Source organism: Spirosoma humi (assembly GCF_054776575.1).
In genome coordinates this window covers 688,687-714,826 of record NZ_BAAHBR010000015.1, presented here as the reverse complement: position 1 = coordinate 714,826, position 26,140 = coordinate 688,687, and the positions used below count along the sequence as shown (strand labels likewise).

The following is a 26,140-nucleotide window of genomic DNA, read 5'->3' as shown; positions in this document are numbered from 1 at the left end:
GAAAAAACAGCCCACTTGCTGCCCGGCTGTAAACTTTCTTCGGATAAACTGCCTGTTGAGGTCCGGTATCAGGATGAATCAGGGCCATAATTTGTCATCTCATATGACGGGAAGGGCAAACAATTTGCGCGAACAGGCGCTTTACTAAGGATGGAAATACGTATGCCTTTTCAGGTTGATGGGTCGGCGAAGGAGTCGCTTTTAGGGCTGGATTCTAAAGGGATGGCTGCCTTAGTTAAGCAGATTGCTGACGAAGCTGCCCAAACAGATACGGATAAAACCTTTCCTGAAGAAGCCTTTAACAACCTGGCTGATGCTGGTTTGCTGGCTATTACCCTGCCGGGCAGGCAACTGGACAATCAGTTGCCCCAAACCGGCCAGTTGCTCCAGCTCCTGAAACGTATCGGGGCCGCCAACTTATCCGTCGGGCGGGTTTATGAAGGACATATTAATGCGCTGAATCTGATTCATTTATACGCTACGCAGGAACAGAAAACAAGGTGGTATGCCGACGTAAGCCAGCACAGACGATTATTCAGTGTCTGGAACACACAAGCGGGCGACGGTGTGAACATTCACGCTATCGGCAATGGGCGATACCGGCTCGAAGGGGCAAAGACGTTCTGTTCGGGTTCGGGCTGGATTCAGCGGCCGCTAGTAACCGGTCAGCTTCTGGGTGACCCGTCCAGACAAGGCTGGCAAATGTGTATCATTCCCACGGAGCGGGTAAGCGCCGTGGCGCAGGACGACAGCTTCTGGCAACCACTGGGTATGCGCGCATCGGTTAGTTATAAACTCGATTTCACTGGCCTGGAAATCAGAGAGGACGACTTACTCGGGCAACCCGACGATTATTACCGGCAACCGCATTTCAGCGGGGGAGCCAGTCGATTTGCGGCTGTACAGTTGGGTGGGGCCGAGGCTCTGTTCAACGCAACGCGGGAATTGCTGACGACTATGCACCGAACCGGCGATCCGCTTCAACGCACCCGGCTGGCCGAAATGGCCTGGCTGATCGAATCAGGAAACCAGTGGCTCCGGGCTGCCGGAGCGCATGCCGATGCCTGGCTGGCTGAGGAGAACGGAGCCGAAAAAATAGTGGCTTACGCCAACATGACCCGAACGGCCATCGAGGAAATCTGCCTCCGGGTGATGCCCCTGGCCGAACGGTCGGTGGGGGCGCGCGGACTCATGCGGCCACTCCCGTTCGAGCGCATTCATCGTGACTTGACGTTCTATTTACGGCAACCTGCTCCCGATGCGACCATTCTGGATATTGGTCGCTATGTTTTAGATAACCCGCAAAACGTGCATGAACTCTGGCGTTGATAAAGTCCATTTTCTGGAAACCAGGGCGCATCCGATGGATGTGAATCTGATTGGTAATGTGTTGGTCATCGCTCCGCATCCGGACGACGAATCGTTGGGGTGTGGGGGAACTGTGGCGCTTCTGCGGCAACAGGGGTTTCAGGTCCATGTGCTGTTTGTGAGTGATGGCACCATGTCGCATCCGAACTCCCCCAGTTATCCGGCCGAGCGGCTACGACAGGTACGGGAAACGGAAGCACTGGATGCGCTTCGACTTTTGGGCGTGCCCGTTGACAATGCCTTCTTTATGCGGCAGAAAGATACCCAGGTAGCGACGACCGACAGTCCTGATTTTGCCGATGCGGTTGACTTTGTCCGTACAATCCTAATAGAGATCGAACCCGCCACTGTGCTGCTCCCCTGGCGACGTGACCCCCACCGGGACCATCGGGCATCCTGGCAAATCGTGAATGCCGCTTTGTCAACGCTTTCGGTGCGACCGCGGGTACTGGAATACCTGATTTGGCTGTGGGAGCTCGGCAATGAACAAGATATGCCCGGTCACGACGAAATGCTTGTCTGGACTATACCGATCGAGTCAGTTATGGCGCAGCGGAACCAAGCCATTGCGGCTCACCGATCGCAGGTGAGCCGGCTGATTGACGACGATCCTACCGCATTTTACTTGTCACCCGAGTTGCTGATGCATTTTAACAAACCGCGGGAATTGTTTCTGGAAGAGCGTATTAATGAACTCGATTATGCCTAAATCAAGCCTGCCCAAGACCTACTTCGACGACGTCTACCGGGCCAATGACGATCCCTGGTCTTTTGAAACCAGTCCGTATGAACTAGACAAATATATAACGACACTGGCCGCCCTTCCTCGGGAGCGCTACACCAACGCCTTTGAGATCGGTTGTTCTATTGGCGTACTGAGTGAGTTATTGGCGCAACGATGCAGCCGTCTGCTGTCGGTCGATGCCAGCGAACTGCCCCTGGAAGCCGCTCGAAAAAGGCTGGCCTCGTATAAGCAGGTAACGGTCAGGCAACTGAGTATTCCGACGGAATTTCCTGATGATCAATTTGACCTGATTTTACTGTCGGAGGTAGGCTATTACCTCACGCTGGACGACCTGCAACGGGCACGTCAACAAATGCTCGACCACTTAACGGAAAACGGACATCTGCTGCTCGTTCACTGGACTCCATTCGTACCGGACTACCCGCTGACGGGTGATCAGGTTCATGAGGAATTTCTGGTCGTAGCTGGTGAAGGAAAGCCGCTTCAGCATTTGCTGGGCCAGCGAATGGAGATGTATCGCCTTGATCTGTTCCAGAAACAGTAGTGTCTTCCAGAGGCTGTGAGGACGCAGCCCCTGGAGCAGGATTATCTGGCCAGGTAGTTTCGCATATCCTGAATAGCGACAGTAATGGGGACGGGTTTCCAGTGGGTAATCCATTGCCCCGAGCTCATCCGTTCATCGATCATTTCCCAGATTTCCCCAAAAAAGCGACTCTTCTTAAATTGATCAATAAGCCAGTCTGAATCGATAAGCAGTTCAAGGGCAATACGTTTCAGGGAGTCGGTATGTACGTCCTGGTTACGCTTTTGCCAGCAAAGCCGTAACTGCTGCCGATTACTAAGCCTGGTAATGACGGCTCCGGCAGGCTCGGCCAACTGACATTGATTTTCCTGATTCATTGTCGACCAATACCGCAACTGCTCCGAAAAGCCAACCGCCACCCGGCCCTGCAAGCGGGCTGAGGTATAGACCTTTACGTGCGGGCTCTTTCTAACCTTGGCATCGATGCGGAGCAAAGCCCGGTAAAAAGCTTCGTCTTCCAGGTAAGGCCTTTCGGGCAGGCCACCCACTTGTTCATACATTTGGCAGGTAACGGCAATGCTCGCGCCGAAATGCTGAAAGTGCCGGGGCCAGGGGTCATGCAAACAGGGGTCGAACTGAGCTTCGGCCTTAGCCACCAGGGTTCGGTACATTACATCGCGCAGGTGGAACAACCGCACACTGCTCTGATCGGGTCGGGTTAGAATACGCCCCCCGACAGCGTCGTTGCCCTTCGCCATTTCGAGCATGATGTTGTATACCCATCGGCTATCAACGACCGTGTCGCCATCGGTCGAGGCTATGATACCATCCGATCGACCCAGACTCGTCAATCGACGGTAGGCTTCGTCCATGAGCAACCGCCGGACAGTGCCAATATTTGCTTTGTCGGGCGGTAATTGAATCTGAGCGATATGCAGTTGAAACGCAGGAAATTGTTGCTGGTATTGATGGGCAATGGCGAAGGAAGAATCTGTACAGTTGTTAGCCAGTAACAGAACTTCGTATAGGAATGGACTTAGTGGTAATTTGTTGCCATCCAATTGTTTACGAAGCGATTCTAAGGTTTCGATCAGTTGGTCGGCTTCGTTTCTTGCCGGAACAATGACCGTGAGTCGTGTTTGTGAAGAAAGCGGGGTATCGTTAAAGAGCAGAGGCTGGGCGATGGCACCATCTATCTCCTGTGTCAGCGTTGGCATAAGGCTATTGGTGGCCCATGTGAAAAAATTGGTCACACGGAGATGTCCTTAATCACAACGGAATGTTTGTAGAATTGTTAATGCGGTTTGTGAAGTTATTGATGCTCATTTATACCTTCCAGGTAGTTAGAATTGAGAATCTGATTCCCTGGAAGGTTTTCGAAACCGGATAGGGTTAAGAACCGGTCGCCCGAAAAAGCTGACGAAAATGACGTACTATACGATGCGTTATTCACGCCAAGTTACTCGTCTCTGAACGGGACTGAATTTTGCGAAGAATAAACACACAAAGGGCTGCCGATAATATGCCGACACCAGTGCCTGCCAGGACATCGAGGGGGTAATGGGCCGCTACATAAATCCGGCTATACGATACAATAGCGGCCCATAAAAAGCCCAGCCATAACCAGCGATGCTGTTTGCCCAGCATAAACCAAAGACTGGCTGCCAGGCCAAACGTGGTGGCCGCATGAGAGGAGACGAAGCCATACTGTCCACCGCATTCCATAACCGGATGAATGAACGTTTGCAACGCTAGTTCATGGCAGGGCCTCAGCCGGTGGACTAGCGGTTTGAAAACCGATGAGGCTACCTGATCGGCGAGCGCTACGGAAAAAATAAGGGTCAGGATAATCCCGATGGCTTGTTTCCGGTACTCGTAAATCAGCCAGCCAATGAGTAGGGCGTACAGTGGGAACCAACTGTTACGCTCCGTAATCCAGATCATGATCGGGTCCAGCCAGGGCGTGTAGCGACCATTGAGCCACAAAAAAAGGCGTATGTCGAGTTGGTTCAGTTGATCGATCATGGATTACAAAACCAAAAACTGACTGAGGTAATTCCGAGCGGTCAGAATAGCCGTTTTAATATCGTCGGGATGGCTTTCGTACGCTTTGTCCTCCACCTCGATACAGATCGGGCCTCTGTACCGAACGTCCGTCAGGGCAGCGAAGAAGTCGCGCCAGCGAACATCACCCAGTCCGGGAAGTTTAGGCGAGTGATATTCCAGCGGATTCGCCATGATACCCACGCGATTCAGCTTGTCGCGGTACAGTTTTACGTCTTTCAGATGAACGTGGTGCAGCCGGTCGCGGTAGTTGTAAATGGGTTTGACTTCGTCCATCATTTGCCAGATCATGTGGCTGGGATCATAATTGAGCCCTAGCACCCGCGAGGGAATAATCTCGAACATCCGATCCCAGATGGCCGGCGTGGTGGCCAGGTTTTTACCGCCCGGCCATTCGTCGTCGGTAAACCACATCGGGCAATTTTCGATCCCGATTTTTACATTGCACGCTTCGGCTTCGCGGATGATAGCGGGCCAGTGTTCGGCATACAGTTTCAGGTTGTCGGTGATGCTGAGTGATGGGTTCCGGCCAATAAATGTATTGACTACCGGAACGCCTAATTTGGCCGCTGCCCGGATAATTTTCTTAATGTGTTCCCGGTAGAACTCGGCTTGCTCAGGGTTCGGGTCGAGGGGATTTGGGTAATAGCCCAGGCCCGAAATAGATACCTTATGGAGTCGTGTCAGGGAGTGAATCTGATCGACGTTCAGGTTGTCGACATCAATGTGCGTGACACCCGCATACCGTCGGGTATCGCGGCCCGGCGTTCCGGCGTTACTGGCCGGCCAGCACATGACTTCAACACATTTAAACCGATGGTCTGACGCAAATTGAAGAACGCTATTCAGATCATAGTCGGCCAGGATAGCCGAAACAAAGCCAAGGTTGAGCATAGAAGGGTTTATTGCGGCCCGGACGGCCACATCCGGGCGGTTAACTATAGGTGAAAAACCATGTCCGGATGTGGCCATCCGGGTCATTCTTAATACCCTGTCGAGTATCGTATGGTCAGGTAGTTTGGCTGTCTAGCAACCGGGAAGCGAAACCATGAATTGTTGAATGAGAGTCAAAGGTAAAGGCTTTGGCGGTATAGATGAGAGGGCTTTTACGGAAAAAGATGAAGGCGACACCTGGAGGTTATGGGCGTGTTTGGCCAACAAAGGGTATTTCTACGGTTTGATTCCCCTGAACAGAGTACCATATTGCAGAAATTTTATAGGCATCCGGGTAGTAGATTACTCAAAACGGGCTTACTGGGCGGAGCACCCCAAAGCCCTGTTTCTGCCGGTAAATTCCTAACGGACACTAAATCCCGATTAGCTAGCGTATGAAAAAGATTCGGTTCGGCGTCTGTTCACTGGCAGTTGTTTCATGTCTGGCGGCAGGGTGCGTGAGCAACAAGGCGATAAAAGAATTCACGGGCACTTCGCTTGAGGCCACCCAGCGATTGCCGGTACTGGCTACCGATTTGGCCGAGTCGTGTGTTCGGCAAAATCAGTATGCCTCCATCCGGGAGGGGCAGTTCGATCCGGTCAAATTAAGGCGGGACGCCGAAGCCGAGAAAGAGTGCGTTTCTCTAAAAGCGTCAGGAAAGAATTTTGTCGTTGCCAATAAAGTGCTGGTTCAGTACCTGCAGACACTGGACCAGTTAGCGAGCGATGATATTGTGACGTATGACAAAAGCATCGACAAACTGGTGGCTAACCTGGGTGATTCGAAGCTCATTCCCAAAGCGCAGGTAACAACGCTGTCGAAGCTTGCGAATCTAGTAAGCGATGCCTCGACAACGGGGTGGCGACGGAAGAAGTTGGGCAAAGCCATTGCGCAGGCCAACCCCGCTATTCAAACGTTGCTGGCGACGCTGTCGGCGATTATAAAAAACGACTACGTTCAACTGTTGCAGGACGAGCAACTGGCGGCTAAAAACCTATACTTGGGCACCATAAAAGAAAACGTGAAAAAAGAACCGGCAGCCGTTGTTCTCTTGCAGCAGCAGTGGAGTCGAGAGTTTAATGCATTAGAGGACAGAAAGGTAGCAGCCTCTACCTACGCCAGCGTGTTGACGACCATTGCACAAGGTCACCAGCTCCTGTTTGAGAATCAGGCCAGACTAAGCCGAAAGGAAGTACGAAAGGAAATTTTAGGGTATACCTCGAAGCTAGTTCCCTTACTTGACGAAATCCACGATACGTTTTAAGCACCACCGGTATGGAACTCACTACTGATCAGGCTCGTAAACTAGCGCGGTCTTATTTTGATCTGGCGCAGGCATTGGGTGAATATCGCTTTGACAAATTCGATGAGCTCACACCGGCTAAACGCAAAAAAATAGAAGAAGTTGAGCGAGTACTGCTCGATTCATCAACGGCGTTCACGGCGTTGGCCTTGTCTATTTCGCTGGCTGATCTGGAGCCCGTTCTGGCCCGAATTGAGGAGGTGACGACGACCATGAAAGAGCAGATCAATGACCTGCAAAAAGTGGATCGGGTACTTAAGCTTGCGGGCAGTGCCGTTCAGTTGGCCGGGGCCATACTATCCGGTAATCCGGAGGCAATTTTTAAGGCGGCTGATGAGTCCGCATCACTTTTCGCCTGACTAGCTGTTAATTTTTGATTCGCCAGATTGAAATCCGGCGAATCAAAAATTCAATTATAACAGCACAATTCCCGTTCGCACGGCCCACATAGCCAGTCCCACCCGGCTTTTAACCTGTAAGCGTTCGAAAAGGGCCTCCCGATAGCCGTCCACGGTACGGGGACTAACACACATTTTATCGGCGATTTGAACGTAGGTGAGCTCAGAGCAGGCTAATTGTAGAAAATGGCGTTCACGGTGATTTAACGGAACAGCGTCCAGGTTATGGTTAGAGGAAGGATGGTACATTGTGTGGTGCGAGTTGGCGTTAAGGGTAGTGGATAACCGCCTGAAAATAAACGCATACGCACGTTTTCCTCCTATCAAGTGAGTTAACGGTAGGCTTTTCTCACGGGGCTACGAAAAGCCCAGCTTCTCCCGAACCCGGGCAATCGTTTTGCTGGCAACGGCACGCGCTTTCTCCTCACCGGCCCGGAGTTCAGCTTCCAGCGCATCGTTGTTGTTCATGTAGTAAGTAAAACGTTCGCGTTCGGTAGTAAATCGTTTCAGAATAAGTTCGTAAAAGGCTTTTTTCGCCGTTCCATAGCCGTAGTTGCCACCTTCGTACAAACCACGCATCTCAGCAATCTGCTCATCCGAAGCCAGTAATGAATACAACTGAAAGGTGATGTCCGAATCAGGGTTTTTAGGTTCCTCAAGCGGGGTCGAATCCGATTTGATCTTCTTAACGACTTTCCACAACTCGTTATCGGGCAGAAAAATGTCGATGTAGTTATTATAGGACTTGCTCATTTTCGCCCCGTCGATACCCGGAATCGTCATCAGGCGATCATCAATTTTGGCGTCGGGTAGCACAAACACCTCGCTGTCATATTGCCGGTTGAAAATGCTGGCAATATCGCGGGTCATTTCAATGTGCTGGCGCTGGTCTTTCCCGACCGGAATAATCTCGGCGTCGTAGAGAAGAATGTCGGCCGCCTGCAAGACCGGATACACGAACAAACCCGTATTGACCGGGCCGCTGGACCGATCTGATTTTTCTTTGAAGGAGGTGGCATTATTCAGCATTGGCACGGGCGTGAAGCAGCTCAGATGCCAGGCCAATTCTGTATGTTCGGGCACCCTCGACTGCCGCCAGAACGTATTCTTGTCGGTGTCTAACCCAAAGGCCAGCCAGGTAGCGGCTACCGCCCGTGTGAACTCCCGCCTGGTGGGACCGTCTTTGATCGTCGTGAGTGAATGGAGATCCGCTATGAATAAAAACGACTCATTGTCGGGGTGTTTTGATAAGTCGATAGCTGGTTTGATCGCGCCCAGAATGTTGCCTAAATGCGGACGACCACTGCTTTGTATACCGGTTAAGATTCGTGCCATGGTTTTTATAGGGGTAAGGAGCGCGGAGTGAGAAGGGCTGATGCGTACTTTTTGCGGACGCCGGTCCGCCGGTGCGGTCTGCCCTCCTCATTCCTCGCTCCTGATACTAACTTCTTCATTTTCCTTGTGCTTCGACGACGGCGATGGCGACCATATTGACAATTTCGCGCTCCGAGGAACCCAATTGCAATACATAAACCGGTTTACGAATGCCAAGTAGAATGGGGCCAATCGCATCGAAGCCAGCCGCTTCGCTCATTAAGTTATAGGCGATGTTGGCCGCCGATAAGTTGGGGAATATGAGTGTGTTCGCTCCTTCGCCGACCAACTTACTGAACGGGTGATTTTGCTGGAGCAATTCGGTATTAAAGGCTAAGTGCGCCTGAATTTCTCCATCGACGATGAGATCGGGGTGTTTTTGTTGCAGAATTTCGACCGCCCGATTCATCTTCTCGGCATCTTCTCCTTTGGCGCTACCAAAGTTGGAATAAGTAACCAGGGCAATGCGAGGCTTGATGTTGAACCGCTCAACCGTACGGGCTGTTAGCTCGGTGATCTCAACAATTTCTTCGGCCGTCGGGTTAAAGTTGACCGTTGTATCGGAGAAGAACAATGGTCCGCGTTTGGTGAGCAAAATATACATACCCGCCACCCGCTTAACCCCCGGCTCTTTGCCAATAATCTGCAACGCGGGTCGAATGGTGTCGGGGTAGCTGCGTGTCAGACCCGAAATGAGCGCATCCGCTTCGCCCGTTTCCACCATCATCGCCCCAAAATAATTGCGGTAATACATCATCTTCCGCGCTTCGGTCGCGTTGACGCCCTTGCGTTTGCGCTTGCCAAAATACACATCAGTAAACCGATCAATCAAGCCCGCCTGTTCGGGTGCCCGTGGGTCAAGGATGGGAATCTGCCCCAGGTCAAGACTATTTTCCTGGATGAGTTGCTCAATTTTTGCGCGTTCGCCCAGCAGAATTGGCTGCGCAATGCCTTCATCCCGAACTTGTTGAGCCGCTTTCAAGACTTTCAGGTTCTCCGCATCGGCAAAAACCACCCGTTTAGGATTCGCTTTGGCTTTAGTCAATATGACTCTGGAAATCTGGTTATCCTGCCCCAACCGTCGGGCGAGTTGTTGTTCGTAGGCGTCCCAGTCGGTGATCGGCGACCGGGCGACCCCCGAATTGATGGCGGCTTTGGCAACGGCCGGTGCCACCGTCGTCAGCAGGCGTGGGTCAACGGGTTTGGGTAGAATGTACGTTCGACCAAAAATCATGTTGGACTCACCATAGGCCAGGTTAACCAGATCGGGTACCGGCTTTTTGGCCAGCTCGGCCAGCGCATAGGTAGCCGCCAGCTTCATTGCTTCGTTAATTTCAGTGGCGCGCACATCCAGCGCACCCCGGAAAATATACGGGAATCCCAAGACATTATTAACCTGGTTGGGGTAATCAGATCGACCAGTGGCCATGATAATGTCCGGGCGGGCAGCCATCGCTTCGTCGTAACCGATTTCAGGCGTTGGGTTGGCCATTGAAAACACAATCGCGTTTGGGGCCATCGAGCGAATCAGGTCCTGGTTCACGATGCCACCTTTCGATAAGCCGATAAATACATCGGCTCCGGCAAAGGCGTCGGCCAGTGACTGAATGTTACGGGTGGTCGCAAACGGCCGCATCAGTTCGCTCAGGTCGGTGCGATCCGTACGGAGCGGGCCATTTACGTCGAACATCACCATGTTCTCGTGTTTGGCCCCGAGGGCAATGTACTGACGAGCGCACGAAATGGCAGCAGCGCCAGCGCCCAGAATCACGAATTTGGCCGTATCGAGGGGTTTACGGACCAGTTCGAGGGCATTAAGCAAGGCCGCTCCACTAACGATAGCGGTGCCATGCTGGTCATCGTGCATGACCGGAATGTTCATGTCGCGCTTGAGCCGCTCCTCGATTTCGAAGCATTCCGGGGCTTTAATATCTTCCAGATTGACACCACCAAACGTGGGTTCCATGATCTTGACCGTGCGGACAAACTCGTCGATATTCTTCGTATTCAACTCAATGTCGAAGACGTCGATGTCGGCATAGATTTTAAACAGCAGGCCTTTTCCCTCCATAACAGGTTTGCTGGCGGAAGGGCCGATGTCGCCCAGGCCCAGCACGGCTGTACCATTGCTGATCACGGCGACAAGATTGCCTTTGGCCGTGTATTTAAAGGCATCGTCGGGGTTGGCTTCAATGGCCAGACAAGGCTCGGCCACACCCGGTGAATAGGCTAATGAAAGGTCGCGTTGGGTACTATATTCTTTTGTTGGAATGACTTCTAGTTTACCCGGACGCCCTTTGGAGTGGTAATCAAGGGCATCTTCGCGCCGGATTTTCTGATTCATACGAATGTTGATGAGTTTTTTGCTCAACGGTTGGGAGCGCGAAGGTACGGAAAAAGTGAGCCGGGTGGCGAATCAATCTGCTCCGATAACCGGCTGACGATCGATGGCAATCCAACCGACCCAGTAAAAAAGCAGGAACACCCAACAGAAACGTGCGTTGATTAGGATTCGTATGGGTTGGTTCATGACCGGGTCTGATCGTTCGAAGCTGAACAGGGCCTGATCGCCTGACGCCAAACGCCAGAATCAATTTGTAATTGCTGAACTTGTCGCCGAACGTGAGCGGCTCGGTCTGGCGTAATTGCTTGCGGTAATCGCTTTCCCGAATGAGCAATCCGATGGGTTTTAAGCACAACGTTTTTCGTTTGACCCGGAACGATTTCATTTGGTAATCTACCATCGGCTGTGTCTGGTGTTTTGTTCTGAGTTATCCCCCAACAACGGCCACTGTAAGCCGACTTACGCACACCAGTTTGCCTTGCTCGTCGGTAATGCGGATGTCCCAAACGTGGGTTGTGCGCCCGGTGTGAATGGGCGTACAGCGGCCATACACCCAGCCATCACGTACGGAACGAATGTGGTTGGCATTGATTTCCAGGCCCACGGCCCGTTGGTTGGCAGGGTTATCCAGCATCATCCAGGAAGCAACGCTCCCCAGCGTTTCGGCCAGCACGACCGAGGCTCCTCCGTGCAGAATGCCAAAGGGCTGATGCGTGCGTTTGTCGACGGGCATCCGGGCAACCAAATACCCTTCGCCCGCTTCAACGAATTCGATGCCGAGGTGTTTGCTAATCGAATCGGTATCCATAAAACCAAGGGTAGTCAGGTCGAAGTCAGCTTTCATGGGATTAACTTTACGTGAATTTAGGGGGAATCTTTACCGCGAAACCTTGTCGATGCAACAGATAAATACGGTGTTTTTCGTAATTTTACATTCAATTTTGGAAAAATTTGCCAATAGGCAAGGCGATACGATTGATACAGAAAACGATTTATCTGATTCGCCACGGCGAAACCGATTATAACCGGCGGGGAATAGTACAGGGTAGTGGCGTCGATTCAGACCTCAACGAAATGGGAAGAGCGCAGGCTCAGGCGTTCTTTCAGGCCTACCAGCACGTGCCATTCAGCAAGATTTATATATCCGGGCTGAAGCGGACCTACCAGACCGCCGAACCGTTTATCGAGCTTGGGCTGCCTTTCGAAAAGCTAACCGGACTGAATGAGATCAGTTGGGGCGTTATGGAAGGCAAAGCACCCGGCAACCTGGAAAATGAGTACTACCGTGATCTGATCGAATCCTGGGCATCGGGCAATTCGGCTAAAACGACCGATGGCGGGGAAAGTCCGGACCAAGTAGTAGCCCGGCAAAAAGAGGCTATGGCCACTATTCTCGCGCACCCCGAAGAAGAAACCATTTTAGTGGCTATGCACGGCCGGGCCATGCGTATTTTGCTCTGCTGGATCACCAACCAGCCCCTTTCGCTCATGGATCAGTTCGAGCACAGTAACCTTTGCCTGTACAAACTACAGTACAATTACGACACAGCAGCCTTTACTATTGAGCTGGCAAACGATACGGCGCATCTGTTGTCGCTGGCCATGGCGTCGTAGTCAGAGAATAAAGATAAAGAGGGGAGGAGGAAATCGGCAGGACTTCCCCGAGGGGTATAAAACCGTTTGTTTTTCTTCCGCTTACTGCCCCGGCCTTCCCGCTTTTTTTCCACTGGTGTAGTATACCTTACCCACCAGCGTTGAACGATTTATATTCGCTGATTGACGAGTAGCGGGGCCGTAATAGAAAGGTATGTCGAAGCAAAGAATATATTGGTTTTGTCAGTTGTTCGGCTGGTCACTCCTCATTTTAGTGGAGTATCTGGCCTATTTGCTTGAAGATGGTTTTCAGGCCGATGAACTGTACTTAGCCATTGCCAATATCTTTCTGGGCATCACCCTGACGCACCTTTACCGGCTCATGATTCGGCGGTGGAACTGGGTTCGGCTACCGTTCTTTCAACTGGCTCCCAGGGTGTTACTGTCTGTTTTTGTGCTGGCCCTGATTATGACCATGGTCAATTTGCCGATGGATCGACTCATTGTTCCGCAGCACTTGATGGATGAACCCTGGCCATTGTTCGGCTACATCATGACCTGGGGCAAAACCATGCTTGCCTGGGTGTTGAGCTATACGGCCTACCATTATGTGGAAGAGAACCGCAATGCCGAAATCGAAAAAATACTCTTGAAGACAAGCATCCGGGAAACGGAAGCCAAAGTATTGCGGTCGCAATTGAACCCGCACTTTGTTTTCAACGCCCTGAACAGCATTCGGGCGCTGGTCTACGAAAATCCGACAAAAGCCCAGCAGAGCATTACGCAACTCTCCAATCTGTTACGCAACTCGTTGCTGGCCGACCGGCGCAAAACGGTCGAACTTCGCGAAGAAATCAAAACCGTGGAGGATTATCTGGCCCTCGAAAAAGTACGGTACGAAGAGCGACTGGAATCATCAATCGAACTCGATGGTCGTACGCTTTACTGGCAGGTTCCCCCCATGATGCTGCAAACGCTGGTCGAAAATGCCATCAAACACGGTGTGTCGACGGCCGTAGGGGGTGGGTTTATCGAGGTGAAGTCCAGCCTGGTCGCGGATAAACTCCACATAATTATTCGAAATACGGGCGTTCTGGGCGATAAGAAAGCTTCCGGAGGCTTTGGTCTGGCCAATACCTCGCAGCGACTGGAGTTGCTGTACGGCCCTGATGCCACCTTTCATATTTTTCAGGAAGACGATACCCTCAATGGGAGCCCTATTGTTTGTGCCGAAATAACCATTCCCGCCCAATCGGAGGGAATGTTCAGGCGTGAAAAAGTAAAGAACTATGAAGGGCGGGCGATTAATTAACGTTGCTCATCCATTCAGAACCGATCATTCATTAGTTAACCCCTATCATGAAAACCCTGATCATTGACGACGAACGCCTGGCTCGTAACGAACTGCGTCGGTTGTTGGAAAACTTTCCTAAAATTCAAATTATTGGCGAAGCGGCCAACGCCGATGAGGCCCTTCCCATGATTGAAGAACTGGAGCCGGACCTGCTGTTTCTGGATATTCAAATGCCGGGCAAAAATGGCTTCGAGCTTCTGCAGTCAATTGAAGGAAAGACGCCGGAAGTGATTTTCACGACGGCGTTTGACGAATACGCCATCAAGGCCTTTGAATTCAACGCCCTCGATTACCTGCTCAAACCCGTCGAACTGGCCCGGCTGTCGGAGGCTATCCACCGGGTAGAAGAAGAGCAACACAATCAGGAGTCGGCCCACACAACTTCCGTGGGCACATCGACTAAAATATTAGGCGAAAATGATCAGGTCTTCGTGAAAGACGGCGAAAAATGCTGGTTCGTCAAATTGGGTAAGGTTCGGCTCTTCGAATCGATGGGTAACTACGTTCGGCTGTATTTTGATGACCAGAAGCCATTGGTACTCAAATCGTTAAATGCACTGGAAGACCGGCTCAATCCCGCTACGTTTTTTCGGGCAAACCGCAAACATATTATCAATCTGCAATGGATTGAAAAGATCGAACCCTGGTTCAGTGGTGGTCTACTCGTTACCCTGAGAGGAGGAGACAAAATCGAAATTAGCCGTCGACAGGCTATCCGGTTCAAAGATTTGTTAAGTTTGTAGGAAAGAGCGCTTGATTTGTTGGATGGTTTAGGCTGACAACGAGGTGCTCCTATTACGACAACGTTCTCATGAAGCATACGTTAGCCCTGCTCATTTGTGGCTTATTCTATATCGTTACGGCTTGCCATTCGACAAATTCAACGCCACCCGCTCTCGAGAAAAAACAGTACGTATTTACTGGTTCAAACCGCTGTGACACGGCTAAAAATGCCGGCGTAGATGTTTCTGTCGCGTTTGTTTTGCTCAAAGATGATACGGAAGGGTCCCGTAAGATAAACGATAGTCTGCGTCGGCTGGCGGCAAACAGTATCGTGGGCTGGCTCGACAGTGCAACCGTAGCCGAGCATCCCGATGCAAAAATAGATCTGGCTAAAGCTGCCTCTTTGTTTGCCACCGACTACGACGTTGTCCGTAAAGATATGGGTAGTATTGGGGGCTGCTGGGAGGTGAAAACGACGGCCGATACGGTTCATGCCGGGCCGAAAGCCATAACCGTCAAGTACGAAACCATGGCCTATACGGGTGGTGCACACCCGAATTCCAACCTGTCTTTTTACAACTTCGACCGAAAAACGGGCCAGATGCTCACGATCACGGATATGGTTTCGGATACAACGGCACTCCTCAGTTTGGTGGAGAAAGCGTTCCGGGAGCAGCAGCAGGTGATGCCGCAGAATAACCTTGAAGAGCGGGGGTACTTTCTGCGCGACGGTCGGTTTTTTCTCCCGGCCAATGTCGGAATGAGCCCCAGAGGCATGGTATTTTATTATAATCCCTACGAAATTGCGGCCTATGCCGTTGGGCCGATCCAGGTAACAGTGCCCTATACCCAGCTCGACGGGATTCTGCAGAAAGACTGGTACTGAGGGTTTCCTGGGTTGGCTGCAGGTGCAAATCACTAAATTGATTGGCCAGAAAAACATTTGCCCGTCGTAATTCCGTAAGTTTGCTCCACAAGATGTGCCTGTCACTGCCTGGTGAGAGGTGCCGGGTTTATGTATGAGAACAAAGTGGATTGCCCCGGTTGCTGTCAGCAGCCTGATTTTACTTTTATTTTTCTGGTTTAAGGTTATTCGGTTTCAGGGGCTGTACTACACCTTCAATGACATGTACATCTTTCTGCAGGCGTCATGCAGCTGGATGGATGGGCGGCCCTTACTTTACGAAAACATATGGGGGTACGACGACCGAATTCATAACAACTACGCCATGTTGTTGTGGGGGCCGCTCATTTATGTAGCGGGTCCGTATGCGGTATTTACAATTCAGACAGGCCTTTCGCTGTTAAGTTATAGCTTGTTATTACGCCAGCTCAGCGGCCGAATGGCAAATTGGGCTATTTGGTTTATGCTGTTCGTTTTGCTGGTAGGACCCGTTTGGTTCTGGTTCAACGATCACCCAGGCATTGGCTGGCATCCCGAATTGACGTATTTTCCCCTTTCCATTCTCTTTATTCTGGCTTTGCAGGCAAACCGGCCTGGCTGGTTCGTGCTCACTGCTTTACTAATCATCCTTGTTAAGGAAGATGGGGCCTTACTGGCCGGAGCCATTCATCTGGCGTTTCTGAGCATACAATACCTGGCCGGAAATCGCCAGCGAAACATTTTTGGCATACTGACACAGCCGAGGCTCTGGCTGGTACTCATCAGCTGGGCTATTGTGTTTATCGCTGGGATGGCGTTCTTATCCTATAAAAATCACGCGGCTGAGCCGGAACCCCGTTTACAGCAAGCGTTGCTGGCGATTCAGAACGGGTTGCATGACCGGGTCTTTATCCGCAGGAATGGCCTGTTGTTTATCCAAACTGTAGCCCTGTTGTTACCCTCCATTGGTGCGTTGCTGTTCGGATTGTATCAGGTGAACTGGCGACAAACGGGCAGCATTCTGCTGGTATACGTAGTAGCCCAGGCAGCCCTGCTGGCGTCAAACTGGGTGCAGGGGGCAACCTACTATGGCACAAACCCCTACTTTGACCTGGTTTCGCTGACCTGGCCCCCTCGGTTTGTGCTTGTCTACACGTTCTCCGTAACCTACTGCCTGCTCGTGTGGGTTCTGTTCGGAGCTGGCAAGTCCGTATTTTCCTGGAAACCACTGCTGATCGGTTCACTGCTCATCGGTAGTCAACTGCCCATTGTCCAGTATGGGCGTCCCGATTATCGGTGGGTTACGCTACTCCGTAATATGGTAAAACATCAGTACGACCCGATCAAGGAACCTATGCTTCCCGAATCCGATGTGGCTATTATCCGTAACCTGGGCCAAACCATCCCGGCGCACTCCAATGTGTTTATCTTCGATTTTCTGATCCCGTTTTTTTATCAGCATTACAACATCTGGCCAACCGAAAAGCAGTGGGAGGATGCTGATGTGGCGGTAATTCCCAAGAAAGACTTTCAGAATCTTAGCCAATATTTGCCCAGGGTAATGAAGCATCCTTACCGGGCTATTCAGTTAAAGGACTATACTATTTACGTGACGCCAGCCTATGAGCCGTACGTGAAATCGTCGTTATTACAAAAAATCGCGCTGCAATGACGCTGGAACAATTCAATAATTCTCTTGCCCAAAGCCAGCCCCCTGCTGACCTGCATCCGGTAGTGAAAGGGCTTTGGTACGATGCCAATGGCGATTGGGAGCAAGCCCATTCCATTGCCCAAAGCCGCGAAGGGGAGCCGCGCTACGATCGGCTGCATGCCTATCTGCACCGAAAAGAAGGCGACCGGTTCAACGCCAGTTACTGGTATCGGCGGGCCGGAGCTACCTTTTTCGAGGGCTCTTTACAGGACGAGTGGACTGCGCTGGTGACGCAATTTTTATAGACCGGTCAGGGAATGTAGGGGCCTCCCGTTTCGCCCCAGCCCCAGGTTGGCATTGGGGCGTCTACCTGCTCGCTGACGACGCCTGCCCTGGAGTTGATCACGGCCAGGCGGGAACCCCATTCTAGATAGCCGACCAGTGCCGACCGAAACTCCGGGTCGTCGGGTAGACCGACTACGTCGGCCGTATCGAGGATCAGACCAATCCAGCGCTGCCGTTGGCTCTCCGTGAGGTGCTTCCCCAAATGGTGATGAATCATTTCGTAATGACTCCCTTCTTCCGTACTGTACGTAGCCGGGCCGCGGAAGACTTCGGCAATAAAATGAGCCACATGACGGGCATGATCAGCAGACATACCCTGAAAGACGGGGGCCAGCACCGCGTCTTCCTTAACTCGCTGGTAAAATAAATCGGTCCAGGCTTCAAACTTTTCCATACCGCCCGCCCACTCGTATAAAGTAGGTACCGCTGCTTTTGGGGTTGTGTTCATCTGAGAGGTCTTAAGTTACTGGTCAAATTACAAAAAAAGGCCGCATTCGTACGAATGCGACCTGCGTCTGTCGATGAATAAGTAATATCTATTAAGCCATTTCTTCGGTCGTCAGCAGGGTGCTCACGTTGGTCAATGGCAGGTTGAATGCGTCGGCAACGCCTTTATAAACCACTTTGCCATCCACGACATTCAATCCCATTTTGAGATCCGTGTTGTCGAGGCAAGCCTGCTGCCAGCCTTTGTTGGCTAGTTGCAGCGCATAGGGCAAGGTGGCATTGGTCAGGGCAAGCGTACTCGTGTAAGGAACCGCACCCGGCATGTTGGCAACGCAGTAATGAACGACACCGTCGATAATGAAGGTTGGGTTTTCGTGCGTGGTCGGGCTGCATGTTTCGATGCAACCGCCCTGATCAACTGCTACGTCTACCAGCACTGTACCTGGCCGCATCTGTTTCAGCATTTCCCGCGTAATAAGGTGGGGAGCTTTGGCGCCAGGAATCAGCACGGCACCAACAATCAGGTCGCACACTTTGATCATCTCCCGAATGTTGTATTCGTTCGACATCATTGTCTGCACGTTTGGCGGCATGATGTCCGATAGGTAGCGCAAACGGGCCAGGCTTACATCCATAATGGTCACGTGCGCGCCAAGACCCGCAGCCATCTTAGCGGCCTGTGTACCTACGATACCACCGCCCAGAATAAGTACGTTCGCTGGTTTTACCCCCGGTACGCCCCCGAGTAGAATGCCCCGGCCTTTCAGTGGTTTTTCCAGATATTTTGCTCCTTCCTGAATCGCCATCCGGCCAGCTACTTCCGACATGGGAACCAGCAGGGGTAAACTACGGTCAGGGCGCTCGACGGTTTCATAGGCCAGGCAAACTGCTTTTTTAGCCAGCATGGCCTGGGTCAGCTCTTCCGACGAAGCAAAGTGAAAATACGTAAACAGCAACTGGTCCTGTTTGATCAGGTTGTATTCACTGGCAATCGGCTCTTTCACTTTCATGATCATTTCGGCAATGCCGTAAACGTCTTCGATGGTCGGGAGCATGAAGGCACCAGCCGCAATGTATTCCTCGTCTTCAAACCCACTGCCTTCACCGGCATTTACCTGTACATAAACCGTATGGCCATGCTTACGTAGTTCGGTTACACCAGCGGGCGTTAGTGCCACGCGGTTTTCGTTGTTTTTAATTTCCTTTGGAACACCAATAACCATGACGAATAAGTACGATTGGAGGGTTGTTTAATTGCTTGTTACAAAGGTAAAGGCGCTATATTTGTTTTCTAATAGAAACTTGTTTTTTAGGATTAAATCCTAATATGGACTCTTCTAGAAGGAAAAAAGTCTATATGTAATGGAATAAAATGATTAAAGCCGTAAAAATGCCGCAATGCAAGGTTTAGACAAAACAGATCGCCAAATCCTGATGCTGTTACAGCAGAATGCCCGACTGACGATACAAGAGATCGGGCAGCAGATCAACCTATCGAAAACGCCCGTTCATGAGCGTATCAAACGACTCGAACGGGAAGGGGTCATTGAGCGCTACGTGACAATTTTGGATAAGAAAAAACTCGGTAATTTATTGATCGTTTTCTGCCAGGTCACGCTCGACCGGCAGACCCGTGATGCCTTCGCCGATTTCGAAACGGCAGTGCGCGTTCTGCCCGACGTTCTGGAGTGCAATCGCGTGTCGGGCACGTTCGACTATCTGATCAAAATCGTCAGCCGCGACATGGAAACGTATAATTACTTTTATCAGGAACAACTGTCCGTTATTCCGGGTACGCTGCACATCAGTAGTTTTTTTGCAATGGCCGACGTAAAAAACTCGACGGTCATTCCGATAGAATAGGCTGTATGGCTCCGTGTCGCCGACGGCTTTCACGCGCGGTTACACTGGGCAATTTTAATAAGGCTGAGCCGTATGAGCTATATCTTCTGCTCGTAATTGACATGCTTCTTTTGCCCCGGTGCCGTATCGACGGGGTATGCAATCTGGCCATTGCGCTGATTGGTGGCTACGTGTTTTCTGGGCGCGTTGATGGGCAGTTGGTACCAACCCGATACCGCTGCGTGTCGGAGTAAGAGAACGTCCGCCCCTGCAGCATTTCATCGTCGGAGAACTAGACCATCGACCAGAACGGCAGATGGGTTGCCCGTTTGATTCGTTTCCATAACAAGATTGGATAGATTTACCATAGGGCCAGTCTAACGGGAGAGCTAACAAATGGTTTGGCGAAACGACGGTTAGTTAGAGTAGTATCCGGCGGAATTGTGATTTATTGATTCGACCTGTTTCTTTTCGTTATTGATCTTTATGAAGGTACACTACTTACCTCTTCTCTGCCTGCTGGGCAGCGCCCTGACCGGGCAGGCCCAAAGCTGGCAACCCGTAGTCACCCAGAATACCTGCTCGACCCGGCATGAGAACGCGGCTACGCTGATTGGTGATAGCCTATATGCAGTCGGTGGGCGCGGCATGAAACCATTGGAAGCGCTGAATCTGAAAACGCTTGTTTGGCAGACGCTTCCTACGCCACCCGTCGAAATGAATCACTTTCAGGCCATTACATACAATGGAGAACTTTATGTGCTGAGTGCCTTCCAGGGGAAATACCCGCATGAAACGCCCCTGCCAACCATCTATATTTATAGTCCCAAGCAAGGCAAATGGCGTACTGGTCCCGAAATACCAAAGGAACGGCTACGGGGATCGGCGGGGGTAGTGGTCTACAAAAACAAAATTTATATGGCCTGTGGCATCATTGACGGCCACTACGATGGCCATGTCGCTTGGTTTGACGAGTATGACCCGAAAACCAATACCTGGAAACGACTGCCCGATGCCCCCCGCACCCGTGACCATATCACGGCTGCTATGGTTGGCGACAAGTTGTACCTGGCAGGTGGCCGCAATTCGACGGCGCGTATCAATAAAGTGCTCGAAACGACGATTGCCGAGGTGGATGTGTACGACTTCAAAACAGGACGTTGGGAAACACTGCCGGCCAGTTCCAATATTCCAACGCAACGAGCGGGGGCCACGGCGGTGACCCAGGGCGGTAAAGTCTGGATTATCGGTGGTGAAACCGTGCAGCTACTGGCGCATAACGAAGCCGAAGCACTCGATCCTAAAACAAACAAATGGACCGCCGGACCAACCTTGAAACAGGGCCGACATGGTACGCAGGCCGTTGTGCATGAGGGCAAGATTTACATCGTTGCGGGCTCGGCCAATCATGGTGGCGGACCGGAACTGAACACCGTTGAAGTATTGAAATAAGGCCGAATAGTGTAGCTGGTACAGCGTATTCACAAAAACGTCATTTTATTCTTTCCGATCATTTATGAAACCATTCCTGCACGTACTTTCTATTATTCTGTTTGCCTCCAGCTTATCATCTGCGCAAAAAGTAGCCAGTAAGGAGGAGTGGGTGTCTATTTTTAATGGCAAAGATTTAACCGGATGGGACATAAAGATTGCCGGGCGACCGCTAAACGACAATTATCAAAACACGTTTCGCGTCGAAAAGGGCATCATGCGTGTTTCCTACGATCAGTATAAGACTTTCGATGGAAAATACGGGCATATCTATTACAACAAGCCTTATTCCTATTATCGAGTGCGGTTCCAGTATCGATTTGTAGGAAATCAAACCCCGGAGGGTGATGCCTGGAATGTTCGCAATAGCGGCATTATGCTCCACTCGCAATCGGCCGAAAGTTTGTCGCTTAATCAAACGTTCCCTGTTTCCCTGGAAATGCAGTTACTGGGTGGTCTGGGTAAGGGCGAGCGGCATACGGGCAACCTGTGTACCCCCGGCACGCAGGTGCACATGAATGGAGAACTCCAAACCGAACATTGCACGGATTCCAAGTCAAAAACGTATGACGGCGACCGCTGGGTAAGGGCCGAAGCGATTGTGCTGGGCGATTCGATTATCCATCACCTCATTGAGGGCGATACCGTACTGAGCTATCAGCGTGCACAGGTTGGCGGTGGTTTTGTTAGTCACAACCACGATTGGTCGGCTGGCAAATTCAGTGCTGAGGCTGCGAATTACTGGATCAAGCGGGCCAATACGCCACTTGGCAGCGGATTCCTGGCCTTACAGGCCGAAAGCCATCCCATCGATTTTCGGGATATAGAGGTGCTCGATCTTACAGGCTGTATGAATCCGAAAGCCCTGAATTACAAGGCCTACTACGTGAAAGCGGACAACACGAAATGCCGGTATAAGAAATGAAACGCGTCACGGCTATCGACATAACCCGTGGGTTGGTCATGGTGATTATGGCCCTGGATCACGTTCGGGATTTGCTGCACACACCCGCCCTCACTCAAAATCCGACCGATCTGGCGACGACGACCCCCGCGATCTTTATGACCCGGTGGATTACCCATTTATGCGCCCCAACGTTTGTTTTTCTGTCGGGTACATCGGCTTATTTATCGTTGAGAAAGCAGCAGGCCGCCAATGGCGATGACAGATCGGCCCGCCGATTTTTGCTCAAGAGAGGCCTCGTTCTGGTACTGCTCGAATTGACGGTTGTCAACTTCGCCTTCTGGTTCGATATTCAGTTCCAATCGTTACTTTTGCAGGTAATTTACGCCATCGGTGGCGGGTTGATTATCCTGTCGCTCCTGGCGAAATTGCCCGTTAAGTGGGTTGGTATCATTGGTCTTGTCATTATGTTTGGGCATAATATCCTGCAACTGGTACCCACGTTCACAAATCCGGCGGCTAAACTCGTTTGGGCGCTGTTATTCCGGACGGATGTCTTTCCGGTTAGCCCGCATTTTGCTATGTTAGCGGGCTATCCGCTCATTCCCTGGCTGGGAATCATGCTCGTCGGCTTTGCGACCGGCCAGTTGATGGAACGACCGATTGAGCAGCGAAAACCGCTGCTATTACGCATTGGTTTGGGGGCCTTGCTGTTATTTATTCTGCTGCGTTTCCTGAATGTCTACGGCGACCCGGCGCCCTGGTCTACTCAGCAAACCGGCCTGTTCACTGTGCTGTCGTTTATCAACGTCACCAAATACCCGCCTTCGCTTTTGTACGCGCTGCTCATGCTTGGCCTGATGTTCCTCTTCCTGTCGGCAGTGGATGGGAAAGATAACGCCCTCACCCGCTGGTTGACCGTGTATGGGAAAGTGCCGATGTTCTATTACATTTTACACTGGTATCTGGTGCATCTGGCGATGATCGGCATGAGTCTGCTTCAGGGATACTCGCTGGCCGATTTACCAACGGGGCCACTGAACTTCGGCCGCCCGGCCAACGCGGGGATCTCTCTGGGCGGGGTTTATCTGGTGTGGATCGGGCTGGTTATGCTGTTGTATCCCCTTTGTAAATGGTATGGCAAATTCAAACCAGCCCACCCGGAGATTGGCTGGTTGCGGTATGTGTAGAGAAGATACTTCAGCTGGATTGTCCGTGAGATTTAGTAGATTTGTTTATAGCTGAAAACGCGAAACGTATGCAACTGCCGTTAAATATTCCCCAAATTGACCGCTTTACGGATGACGAATTAGTTCAGTTTTGTCTGGCTAATCCCGAACTGCGAATTGAGCGTGACGAAAAGGGTACTTTATTCATTGACATGTCTCCAACCCACCTTCTGACAAGTTCTAACAACAGTGAATTAAATACTGAAATTGGTATCTGGAATCGAAAAACGAAAGCAGGAAGAGTTATCGACTCAAACGGCGGTTTCTTTCTGAAAGATAAATCCATGAAGGCACCCGACGTTGCCTGGATACGACGCGAACAATGGGATGCCCTAAGCAAGAAAGAGAAACATTCGTTTCCGCATTTGGCACCGGACTTTGTGCTTGAACTAGCCAGCGATTCGGATGACCTCGATACTGTCAAGGAGAAAATGGAGAAGTGGCTTGCCAATGGTGTCCGACTGGCGTGGTTAATCTCACCAGAAGAAAAATTGACGTATATCTATCGCCCTGAACAACCCGTCGAAACAAAAGCCTTTACAGAGACACTCTCCGGTGAGGATGTGATGATCGGCTTTGAGACGGTATTGGCTGACATTCTGGAGGAGTAAGTTTAGTCTTAGGAAAAAACAAGAACGCCGAACGAATGTCCGTTCGGCGTTCTCAAATCACTAAATCAACGACCTCTTTACAACGCTCCGGCTTTAATGTCCTCGACAACGGCAGGGTCAAGTAAGGTAGAGGTGTCGCCAAGGCTGCTGGTTTCACCCTCCGCAATTTTGCGCAGAATACGGCGCATAATTTTTCCCGAGCGGGTTTTGGGAAGGCCCGTTACAAACTGAATTTTGTCCGGTTTGGCAATGGGACCAATAACCCGGCTGACCGTTGCCAGAATATCGCGTTTGGTCAGGTCGGCATCATGACCTTCGGGTACCTGATCGGTGATGACATACGCGTAAATGCCCTGACCTTTAATGTCGTGCGGGTAGCCGACTACGGCGCTCTCTACCACACCCGTGTGCATGTTGATCGCATTTTCCACTTCGGCGGTGCCAATGCGGTGTCCTGATACGTTCAATACATCATCGACCCGCCCCGTAATCCGATAGTATCCATCTTCGTCGCGGAGACACCCGTCGCCCGTAAAATAGAGCCCCGGATAAGTGGCAAAGTAGGTCTGGCGGCAGCGTTCATGGTCACCGTAGGTTGTGCGAAGCAGTCCCGGCCAGGGGAATTTTATGCATAAGTTACCACTGACGCCGTTGCCTTCGATTTCTACCCCATTTTCGTCAACCAGAATGGGTTGAACCCCCGGTAGTGGAAGCGTAGCGTAAGTCGGTTTCGTCTTGGTAATTCCGGCTAAGGGCGAAATAAGAATCCCGCCCGTTTCGGTTTGCCACCAGGTGTCCACAATGGGACAGCGGTTTTTCCCGATATGGTCGTCGTACCAATGCCAGGCTTCCTCATTGATTGGTTCACCCACCGAGCCAAGTACCTGCAAACTGCTCAGGTCGTGGTTTTCAACCAGGTCCAGCCCGAAACCCATTAACGACCGAATAGCGGTTGGGGCAGTATACAGGATGTTGACATTGTGCTTGTCCGTAATATCCCAGAAGCGTCCGGCATCAGGATAGGTCGGTACACCTTCAAAAAGCAGCGATGTCGCGCCACTGGCCAAGGGACCGTATACGATATACGAGTGCCCGGTAATCCAGCCAATATCGGCGGTGCAGAAGAAAACCTGACCCGGTTCGTACTGAAACACGTTCTGGAAGGTATAGGTGGCATACACCATGTACCCCCCGCAGGTATGCACAACGCCTTTGGGTTTGCCCGTTGAGCCGGAGGTATACAGAATGAACAGCATGTCTTCGGCGTCCATCTCCTCAGCGGGACAATCGGCGGTGACCTGTTTGAGTTCCTGCTCCCACCAGACGTCGCGCCCTTTGAGCATCGAAACGGGTGTACGGGTACGCGTCAGGACAATGACCCGTTGAACGGTCGGGCAACCCAGCAACGCATCATCGACCGTGCTCTTCATCGGAATCTCTTTATTTCCCCGATACGCGCCATCCGATGTGATGATCAGTTTGCACTGCGCATCGTTGATACGGTCGGCGATACTCTGGGCCGAAAATCCACCAAACACGACGGAATGGATCGCCCCGACGCGGGCACAGGCCAATACCGCAATGGCCAGTTCGGGAACCATCGGCATATACACGCAAACCCGGTCGCCTTTCACCACGCCATTCCGTTTCAGGACGTTGGCAAACCGACAAACCTGGTCGTGGAGCATGCGGTAGGTGAGCGTAACCCCGGCTTCATTCGGGTCGTTTGGTTCCCAGATAATAGCGGGTTGATCGCCCCGTGTAATCAGGTGACGGTCGAGGCAGTTTTCGGTAATATTCAGTTTGCCACCAATGAACCACTTGACATTCGGTTCGGTGAAGTTCCATTGTAGGGTTTTGGTCCAGGGTTTGCGCCACTGAAATTCCTGGGCTATTTCGGCCCAGAACGATTCAGGATCGTCTACACTCTTTTGATAAGCTGTCTGGTATTCGTCAAAGGTTCGGATACGCATGGGTTTGTGACGTTGTTGGGGAATTGTTGTATTCAGCCGTT

At 51.4% G+C, this 26,140-nt stretch carries 27 protein-coding genes and 1 pseudogene; 16 read left to right on the top strand and 12 right to left on the bottom strand.

The genetic code is table 11. The features are described 5' to 3' along the window. Positions 1-162: 162 nt before the first annotated feature. Genes ACYU8Y_RS19315 through ACYU8Y_RS19305 form a run of 3 tightly spaced genes read left to right on the top strand, consistent with a single transcriptional unit; the run spans position 163 to position 2,657 of the window. Positions 163-1,329 (top strand): acyl-CoA dehydrogenase family protein, encoded by a 1,167-nt coding sequence (locus tag ACYU8Y_RS19315; RefSeq protein ID WP_460939707.1) that lies wholly within the window; start codon positions 163-165, stop codon positions 1,327-1,329. Beyond that, on the top strand, positions 1,313-2,077 hold the full coding sequence (locus tag ACYU8Y_RS19310) for a PIG-L deacetylase family protein (RefSeq protein ID WP_460939706.1): 765 nt from the start codon (positions 1,313-1,315) through the stop codon (positions 2,075-2,077). The genes ACYU8Y_RS19315 and ACYU8Y_RS19310 overlap by 17 nt, the downstream gene beginning before the upstream one ends. Next, a complete protein-coding gene (locus ACYU8Y_RS19305) occupies positions 2,070-2,657 on the top strand; it encodes a class I SAM-dependent DNA methyltransferase (RefSeq protein ID WP_460939705.1) in 588 nt (195 codons plus the stop codon). The genes ACYU8Y_RS19310 and ACYU8Y_RS19305 overlap by 8 nt, the downstream gene beginning before the upstream one ends. A 41-nt stretch (positions 2,658-2,698) precedes the next feature. On the opposite strand, the gene ACYU8Y_RS19300 is transcribed toward ACYU8Y_RS19305, so the two are convergent. The 3 genes from ACYU8Y_RS19300 to ACYU8Y_RS19290 all read right to left on the bottom strand — a co-directional run bounded on the left by ACYU8Y_RS19300 (position 2,699) and on the right by ACYU8Y_RS19290 (position 5,594). Continuing rightward, positions 2,699-3,853, bottom strand: coding sequence for a glycosyltransferase family 2 protein (locus ACYU8Y_RS19300; protein WP_460939704.1), 1,155 nt, complete (start codon positions 3,851-3,853; stop codon positions 2,699-2,701). A 232-nt stretch (positions 3,854-4,085) separates the two neighbouring features. Then, positions 4,086-4,661: a phosphatase PAP2 family protein gene (locus tag ACYU8Y_RS19295; RefSeq protein ID WP_460939703.1), complete on the bottom strand. Its 576-nt coding sequence runs from the start codon at positions 4,659-4,661 to the stop codon at positions 4,086-4,088. Positions 4,662-4,664: 3 nt separating this feature from the next. Further along, positions 4,665-5,594, bottom strand: a complete 930-nt coding sequence (locus ACYU8Y_RS19290; RefSeq protein WP_460939702.1) for a sugar phosphate isomerase/epimerase family protein — start codon at positions 5,592-5,594, stop codon at positions 4,665-4,667. A gap of 434 nt (positions 5,595-6,028) precedes the next feature. Here ACYU8Y_RS19290 and ACYU8Y_RS19285 point away from each other — a divergent pair, with 434 nt between their 5' ends. Both ACYU8Y_RS19285 and ACYU8Y_RS19280 read left to right on the top strand, forming a co-directional pair. Beyond that, the gene (locus ACYU8Y_RS19285) at positions 6,029-6,898 is read left to right on the top strand and encodes a hypothetical protein (protein ID WP_460939701.1); all 870 of its coding nucleotides are present in this window, start codon (positions 6,029-6,031) and stop codon (positions 6,896-6,898) included. An 11-nt stretch (positions 6,899-6,909) separates the two neighbouring features. Beyond that, entirely contained in the window at positions 6,910-7,296 is a 387-nt protein-coding gene (locus ACYU8Y_RS19280; protein WP_460939700.1) for a hypothetical protein, read from the top strand. Positions 7,297-7,350: 54 nt separating this feature from the next. Here ACYU8Y_RS19280 and ACYU8Y_RS19275 read toward each other — a convergent pair whose 3' ends face one another. The 5 genes from ACYU8Y_RS19275 to ACYU8Y_RS19255 form a co-directional block, all read right to left on the bottom strand. Further along, positions 7,351-7,662: a response regulator transcription factor gene (locus ACYU8Y_RS19275; protein ID WP_460939699.1), complete on the bottom strand. Its 312-nt coding sequence runs from the start codon at positions 7,660-7,662 to the stop codon at positions 7,351-7,353. 30 nt (positions 7,663-7,692) lie between these two features. Continuing rightward, entirely contained in the window at positions 7,693-8,670 is a 978-nt protein-coding gene (trpS, locus tag ACYU8Y_RS19270) for a tryptophan--tRNA ligase (RefSeq protein ID WP_460939698.1), read from the bottom strand. A gap of 115 nt (positions 8,671-8,785) precedes the next feature. Next, positions 8,786-11,053: an NADP-dependent malic enzyme gene (locus tag ACYU8Y_RS19265; RefSeq protein ID WP_460939697.1), complete on the bottom strand. Its 2,268-nt coding sequence runs from the start codon at positions 11,051-11,053 to the stop codon at positions 8,786-8,788. Beyond that, positions 11,019-11,438, bottom strand: a complete 420-nt coding sequence (locus ACYU8Y_RS19260) for a hypothetical protein (protein WP_460939696.1) — start codon at positions 11,436-11,438, stop codon at positions 11,019-11,021. Before ACYU8Y_RS19260 ends, ACYU8Y_RS19265 begins: the two co-directional genes overlap by 35 nt. A gap of 42 nt (positions 11,439-11,480) precedes the next feature. Next, a complete protein-coding gene (locus ACYU8Y_RS19255) occupies positions 11,481-11,897 on the bottom strand; it encodes a hotdog fold thioesterase (RefSeq protein WP_460939695.1) in 417 nt (138 codons plus the stop codon). A 131-nt stretch (positions 11,898-12,028) separates the two neighbouring features. Here ACYU8Y_RS19255 and ACYU8Y_RS19250 point away from each other — a divergent pair, with 131 nt between their 5' ends. From ACYU8Y_RS19250 to ACYU8Y_RS19225, 6 genes are all read left to right on the top strand, one after another. Next, positions 12,029-12,667 (top strand): histidine phosphatase family protein, encoded by a 639-nt coding sequence (locus ACYU8Y_RS19250; RefSeq protein ID WP_460939694.1) that lies wholly within the window; start codon positions 12,029-12,031, stop codon positions 12,665-12,667. Positions 12,668-12,860: 193 nt separating this feature from the next. Continuing rightward, complete coding sequence (locus ACYU8Y_RS19245; RefSeq protein ID WP_460939693.1) at positions 12,861-13,958, top strand: sensor histidine kinase; 1,098 nt, start codon at positions 12,861-12,863, stop codon at positions 13,956-13,958. A gap of 47 nt (positions 13,959-14,005) precedes the next feature. After that, the gene (locus tag ACYU8Y_RS19240) at positions 14,006-14,743 is read left to right on the top strand and encodes a LytR/AlgR family response regulator transcription factor (RefSeq protein ID WP_046574878.1); all 738 of its coding nucleotides are present in this window, start codon (positions 14,006-14,008) and stop codon (positions 14,741-14,743) included. A gap of 68 nt (positions 14,744-14,811) precedes the next feature. Beyond that, a complete protein-coding gene (locus ACYU8Y_RS19235; protein ID WP_460939692.1) occupies positions 14,812-15,609 on the top strand; it encodes an RsiV family protein in 798 nt (265 codons plus the stop codon). 133 nt (positions 15,610-15,742) lie between these two features. After that, positions 15,743-17,278, top strand: a complete 1,536-nt coding sequence (locus ACYU8Y_RS19230; protein WP_460939691.1) for a hypothetical protein — start codon at positions 15,743-15,745, stop codon at positions 17,276-17,278. Next, positions 17,275-17,562 (top strand): hypothetical protein, encoded by a 288-nt coding sequence (locus tag ACYU8Y_RS19225; protein WP_460939690.1) that lies wholly within the window; start codon positions 17,275-17,277, stop codon positions 17,560-17,562. Before ACYU8Y_RS19230 ends, ACYU8Y_RS19225 begins: the two co-directional genes overlap by 4 nt. A 5-nt stretch (positions 17,563-17,567) precedes the next feature. Here the strand turns inward: ACYU8Y_RS19225 and ACYU8Y_RS19220 are convergent, their stop codons facing one another. Together ACYU8Y_RS19220 and ald are read right to left on the bottom strand one after the other, a co-directional pair. Then, positions 17,568-18,050: a group II truncated hemoglobin gene (locus ACYU8Y_RS19220; RefSeq protein ID WP_460939689.1), complete on the bottom strand. Its 483-nt coding sequence runs from the start codon at positions 18,048-18,050 to the stop codon at positions 17,568-17,570. A 91-nt stretch (positions 18,051-18,141) separates the two neighbouring features. Beyond that, entirely contained in the window at positions 18,142-19,272 is a 1,131-nt protein-coding gene (ald, locus tag ACYU8Y_RS19215) for an alanine dehydrogenase (RefSeq protein WP_460939688.1), read from the bottom strand. 175 nt (positions 19,273-19,447) lie between these two features. Here ald and ACYU8Y_RS19210 point away from each other — a divergent pair, with 175 nt between their 5' ends. Further along, entirely contained in the window at positions 19,448-19,912 is a 465-nt protein-coding gene (locus ACYU8Y_RS19210) for an Lrp/AsnC family transcriptional regulator (RefSeq protein WP_460939687.1), read from the top strand. A gap of 80 nt (positions 19,913-19,992) precedes the next feature. Here the strand turns inward: ACYU8Y_RS19210 and ACYU8Y_RS19205 are convergent. Next, positions 19,993-20,205 (bottom strand): annotated as a pseudogene (locus ACYU8Y_RS19205) (catalase); the annotation flags it as partial. Between the two features lie 172 nt (positions 20,206-20,377). Here ACYU8Y_RS19205 and ACYU8Y_RS19200 point away from each other — a divergent pair. From ACYU8Y_RS19200 to ACYU8Y_RS19185, 4 genes are all read left to right on the top strand, one after another. Beyond that, complete coding sequence (locus ACYU8Y_RS19200) at positions 20,378-21,343, top strand: Kelch repeat-containing protein (protein ID WP_460939686.1); 966 nt, start codon at positions 20,378-20,380, stop codon at positions 21,341-21,343. Positions 21,344-21,407: 64 nt separating this feature from the next. Next, on the top strand, positions 21,408-22,307 hold the full coding sequence (locus tag ACYU8Y_RS19195) for a 3-keto-disaccharide hydrolase (RefSeq protein WP_460939685.1): 900 nt from the start codon (positions 21,408-21,410) through the stop codon (positions 22,305-22,307). Continuing rightward, positions 22,304-23,476: a DUF1624 domain-containing protein gene (locus ACYU8Y_RS19190; RefSeq protein ID WP_460939684.1), complete on the top strand. Its 1,173-nt coding sequence runs from the start codon at positions 22,304-22,306 to the stop codon at positions 23,474-23,476. Before ACYU8Y_RS19195 ends, ACYU8Y_RS19190 begins: the two co-directional genes overlap by 4 nt. A gap of 68 nt (positions 23,477-23,544) precedes the next feature. Then, on the top strand, positions 23,545-24,126 hold the full coding sequence (locus ACYU8Y_RS19185) for a Uma2 family endonuclease (protein WP_460939683.1): 582 nt from the start codon (positions 23,545-23,547) through the stop codon (positions 24,124-24,126). Between the two features lie 77 nt (positions 24,127-24,203). Here the strand turns inward: ACYU8Y_RS19185 and acs are convergent, their stop codons facing one another. Then, positions 24,204-26,123 (bottom strand): acetate--CoA ligase, encoded by a 1,920-nt coding sequence (acs, locus tag ACYU8Y_RS19180; RefSeq protein WP_460940324.1) that lies wholly within the window; start codon positions 26,121-26,123, stop codon positions 24,204-24,206. Positions 26,124-26,140 lie beyond the last annotated feature (17 nt).

What these genes read in the sequence shown, in the direction of transcription:
- ACYU8Y_RS19315 (WP_460939707.1), top strand. Translation starts at nt 163, where the DNA reads ATGCCTTTTCAGGTTGATGGGTCGGCGAAGGAGTCGCTTTTAGGGCTG.
- ACYU8Y_RS19310 (WP_460939706.1), top strand. Translation starts at nt 1,313, where the DNA reads ATGAACTCTGGCGTTGATAAAGTCCATTTTCTGGAAACCAGGGCGCAT.
- ACYU8Y_RS19305 (WP_460939705.1), top strand. Translation starts at nt 2,070, where the DNA reads ATGCCTAAATCAAGCCTGCCCAAGACCTACTTCGACGACGTCTACCGG.
- ACYU8Y_RS19300 (WP_460939704.1), bottom strand. Translation starts at nt 3,853, where the DNA reads ATGCCAACGCTGACACAGGAGATAGATGGTGCCATCGCCCAGCCTCTG.
- ACYU8Y_RS19295 (WP_460939703.1), bottom strand. Translation starts at nt 4,661, where the DNA reads ATGATCGATCAACTGAACCAACTCGACATACGCCTTTTTTTGTGGCTC.
- ACYU8Y_RS19290 (WP_460939702.1), bottom strand. Translation starts at nt 5,594, where the DNA reads ATGCTCAACCTTGGCTTTGTTTCGGCTATCCTGGCCGACTATGATCTG.
- ACYU8Y_RS19285 (WP_460939701.1), top strand. Translation starts at nt 6,029, where the DNA reads ATGAAAAAGATTCGGTTCGGCGTCTGTTCACTGGCAGTTGTTTCATGT.
- ACYU8Y_RS19280 (WP_460939700.1), top strand. Translation starts at nt 6,910, where the DNA reads ATGGAACTCACTACTGATCAGGCTCGTAAACTAGCGCGGTCTTATTTT.
- trpS (WP_460939698.1), bottom strand. Translation starts at nt 8,670, where the DNA reads ATGGCACGAATCTTAACCGGTATACAAAGCAGTGGTCGTCCGCATTTA.
- ACYU8Y_RS19265 (WP_460939697.1), bottom strand. Translation starts at nt 11,053, where the DNA reads ATGAATCAGAAAATCCGGCGCGAAGATGCCCTTGATTACCACTCCAAA.
- ACYU8Y_RS19260 (WP_460939696.1), bottom strand. Translation starts at nt 11,438, where the DNA reads ATGAAATCGTTCCGGGTCAAACGAAAAACGTTGTGCTTAAAACCCATC.
- ACYU8Y_RS19255 (WP_460939695.1), bottom strand. Translation starts at nt 11,897, where the DNA reads ATGAAAGCTGACTTCGACCTGACTACCCTTGGTTTTATGGATACCGAT.
- ACYU8Y_RS19245 (WP_460939693.1), top strand. Translation starts at nt 12,861, where the DNA reads ATGTCGAAGCAAAGAATATATTGGTTTTGTCAGTTGTTCGGCTGGTCA.
- ACYU8Y_RS19240 (WP_046574878.1), top strand. Translation starts at nt 14,006, where the DNA reads ATGAAAACCCTGATCATTGACGACGAACGCCTGGCTCGTAACGAACTG.
- ACYU8Y_RS19235 (WP_460939692.1), top strand. Translation starts at nt 14,812, where the DNA reads ATGAAGCATACGTTAGCCCTGCTCATTTGTGGCTTATTCTATATCGTT.
- ACYU8Y_RS19230 (WP_460939691.1), top strand. Translation starts at nt 15,743, where the DNA reads ATGAGAACAAAGTGGATTGCCCCGGTTGCTGTCAGCAGCCTGATTTTA.
- ACYU8Y_RS19225 (WP_460939690.1), top strand. Translation starts at nt 17,275, where the DNA reads ATGACGCTGGAACAATTCAATAATTCTCTTGCCCAAAGCCAGCCCCCT.
- ACYU8Y_RS19220 (WP_460939689.1), bottom strand. Translation starts at nt 18,050, where the DNA reads ATGAACACAACCCCAAAAGCAGCGGTACCTACTTTATACGAGTGGGCG.
- ald (WP_460939688.1), bottom strand. Translation starts at nt 19,272, where the DNA reads ATGGTTATTGGTGTTCCAAAGGAAATTAAAAACAACGAAAACCGCGTG.
- ACYU8Y_RS19210 (WP_460939687.1), top strand. Translation starts at nt 19,448, where the DNA reads ATGCAAGGTTTAGACAAAACAGATCGCCAAATCCTGATGCTGTTACAG.
- ACYU8Y_RS19200 (WP_460939686.1), top strand. Translation starts at nt 20,378, where the DNA reads ATGAAGGTACACTACTTACCTCTTCTCTGCCTGCTGGGCAGCGCCCTG.
- ACYU8Y_RS19195 (WP_460939685.1), top strand. Translation starts at nt 21,408, where the DNA reads ATGAAACCATTCCTGCACGTACTTTCTATTATTCTGTTTGCCTCCAGC.
- ACYU8Y_RS19190 (WP_460939684.1), top strand. Translation starts at nt 22,304, where the DNA reads ATGAAACGCGTCACGGCTATCGACATAACCCGTGGGTTGGTCATGGTG.
- ACYU8Y_RS19185 (WP_460939683.1), top strand. Translation starts at nt 23,545, where the DNA reads ATGCAACTGCCGTTAAATATTCCCCAAATTGACCGCTTTACGGATGAC.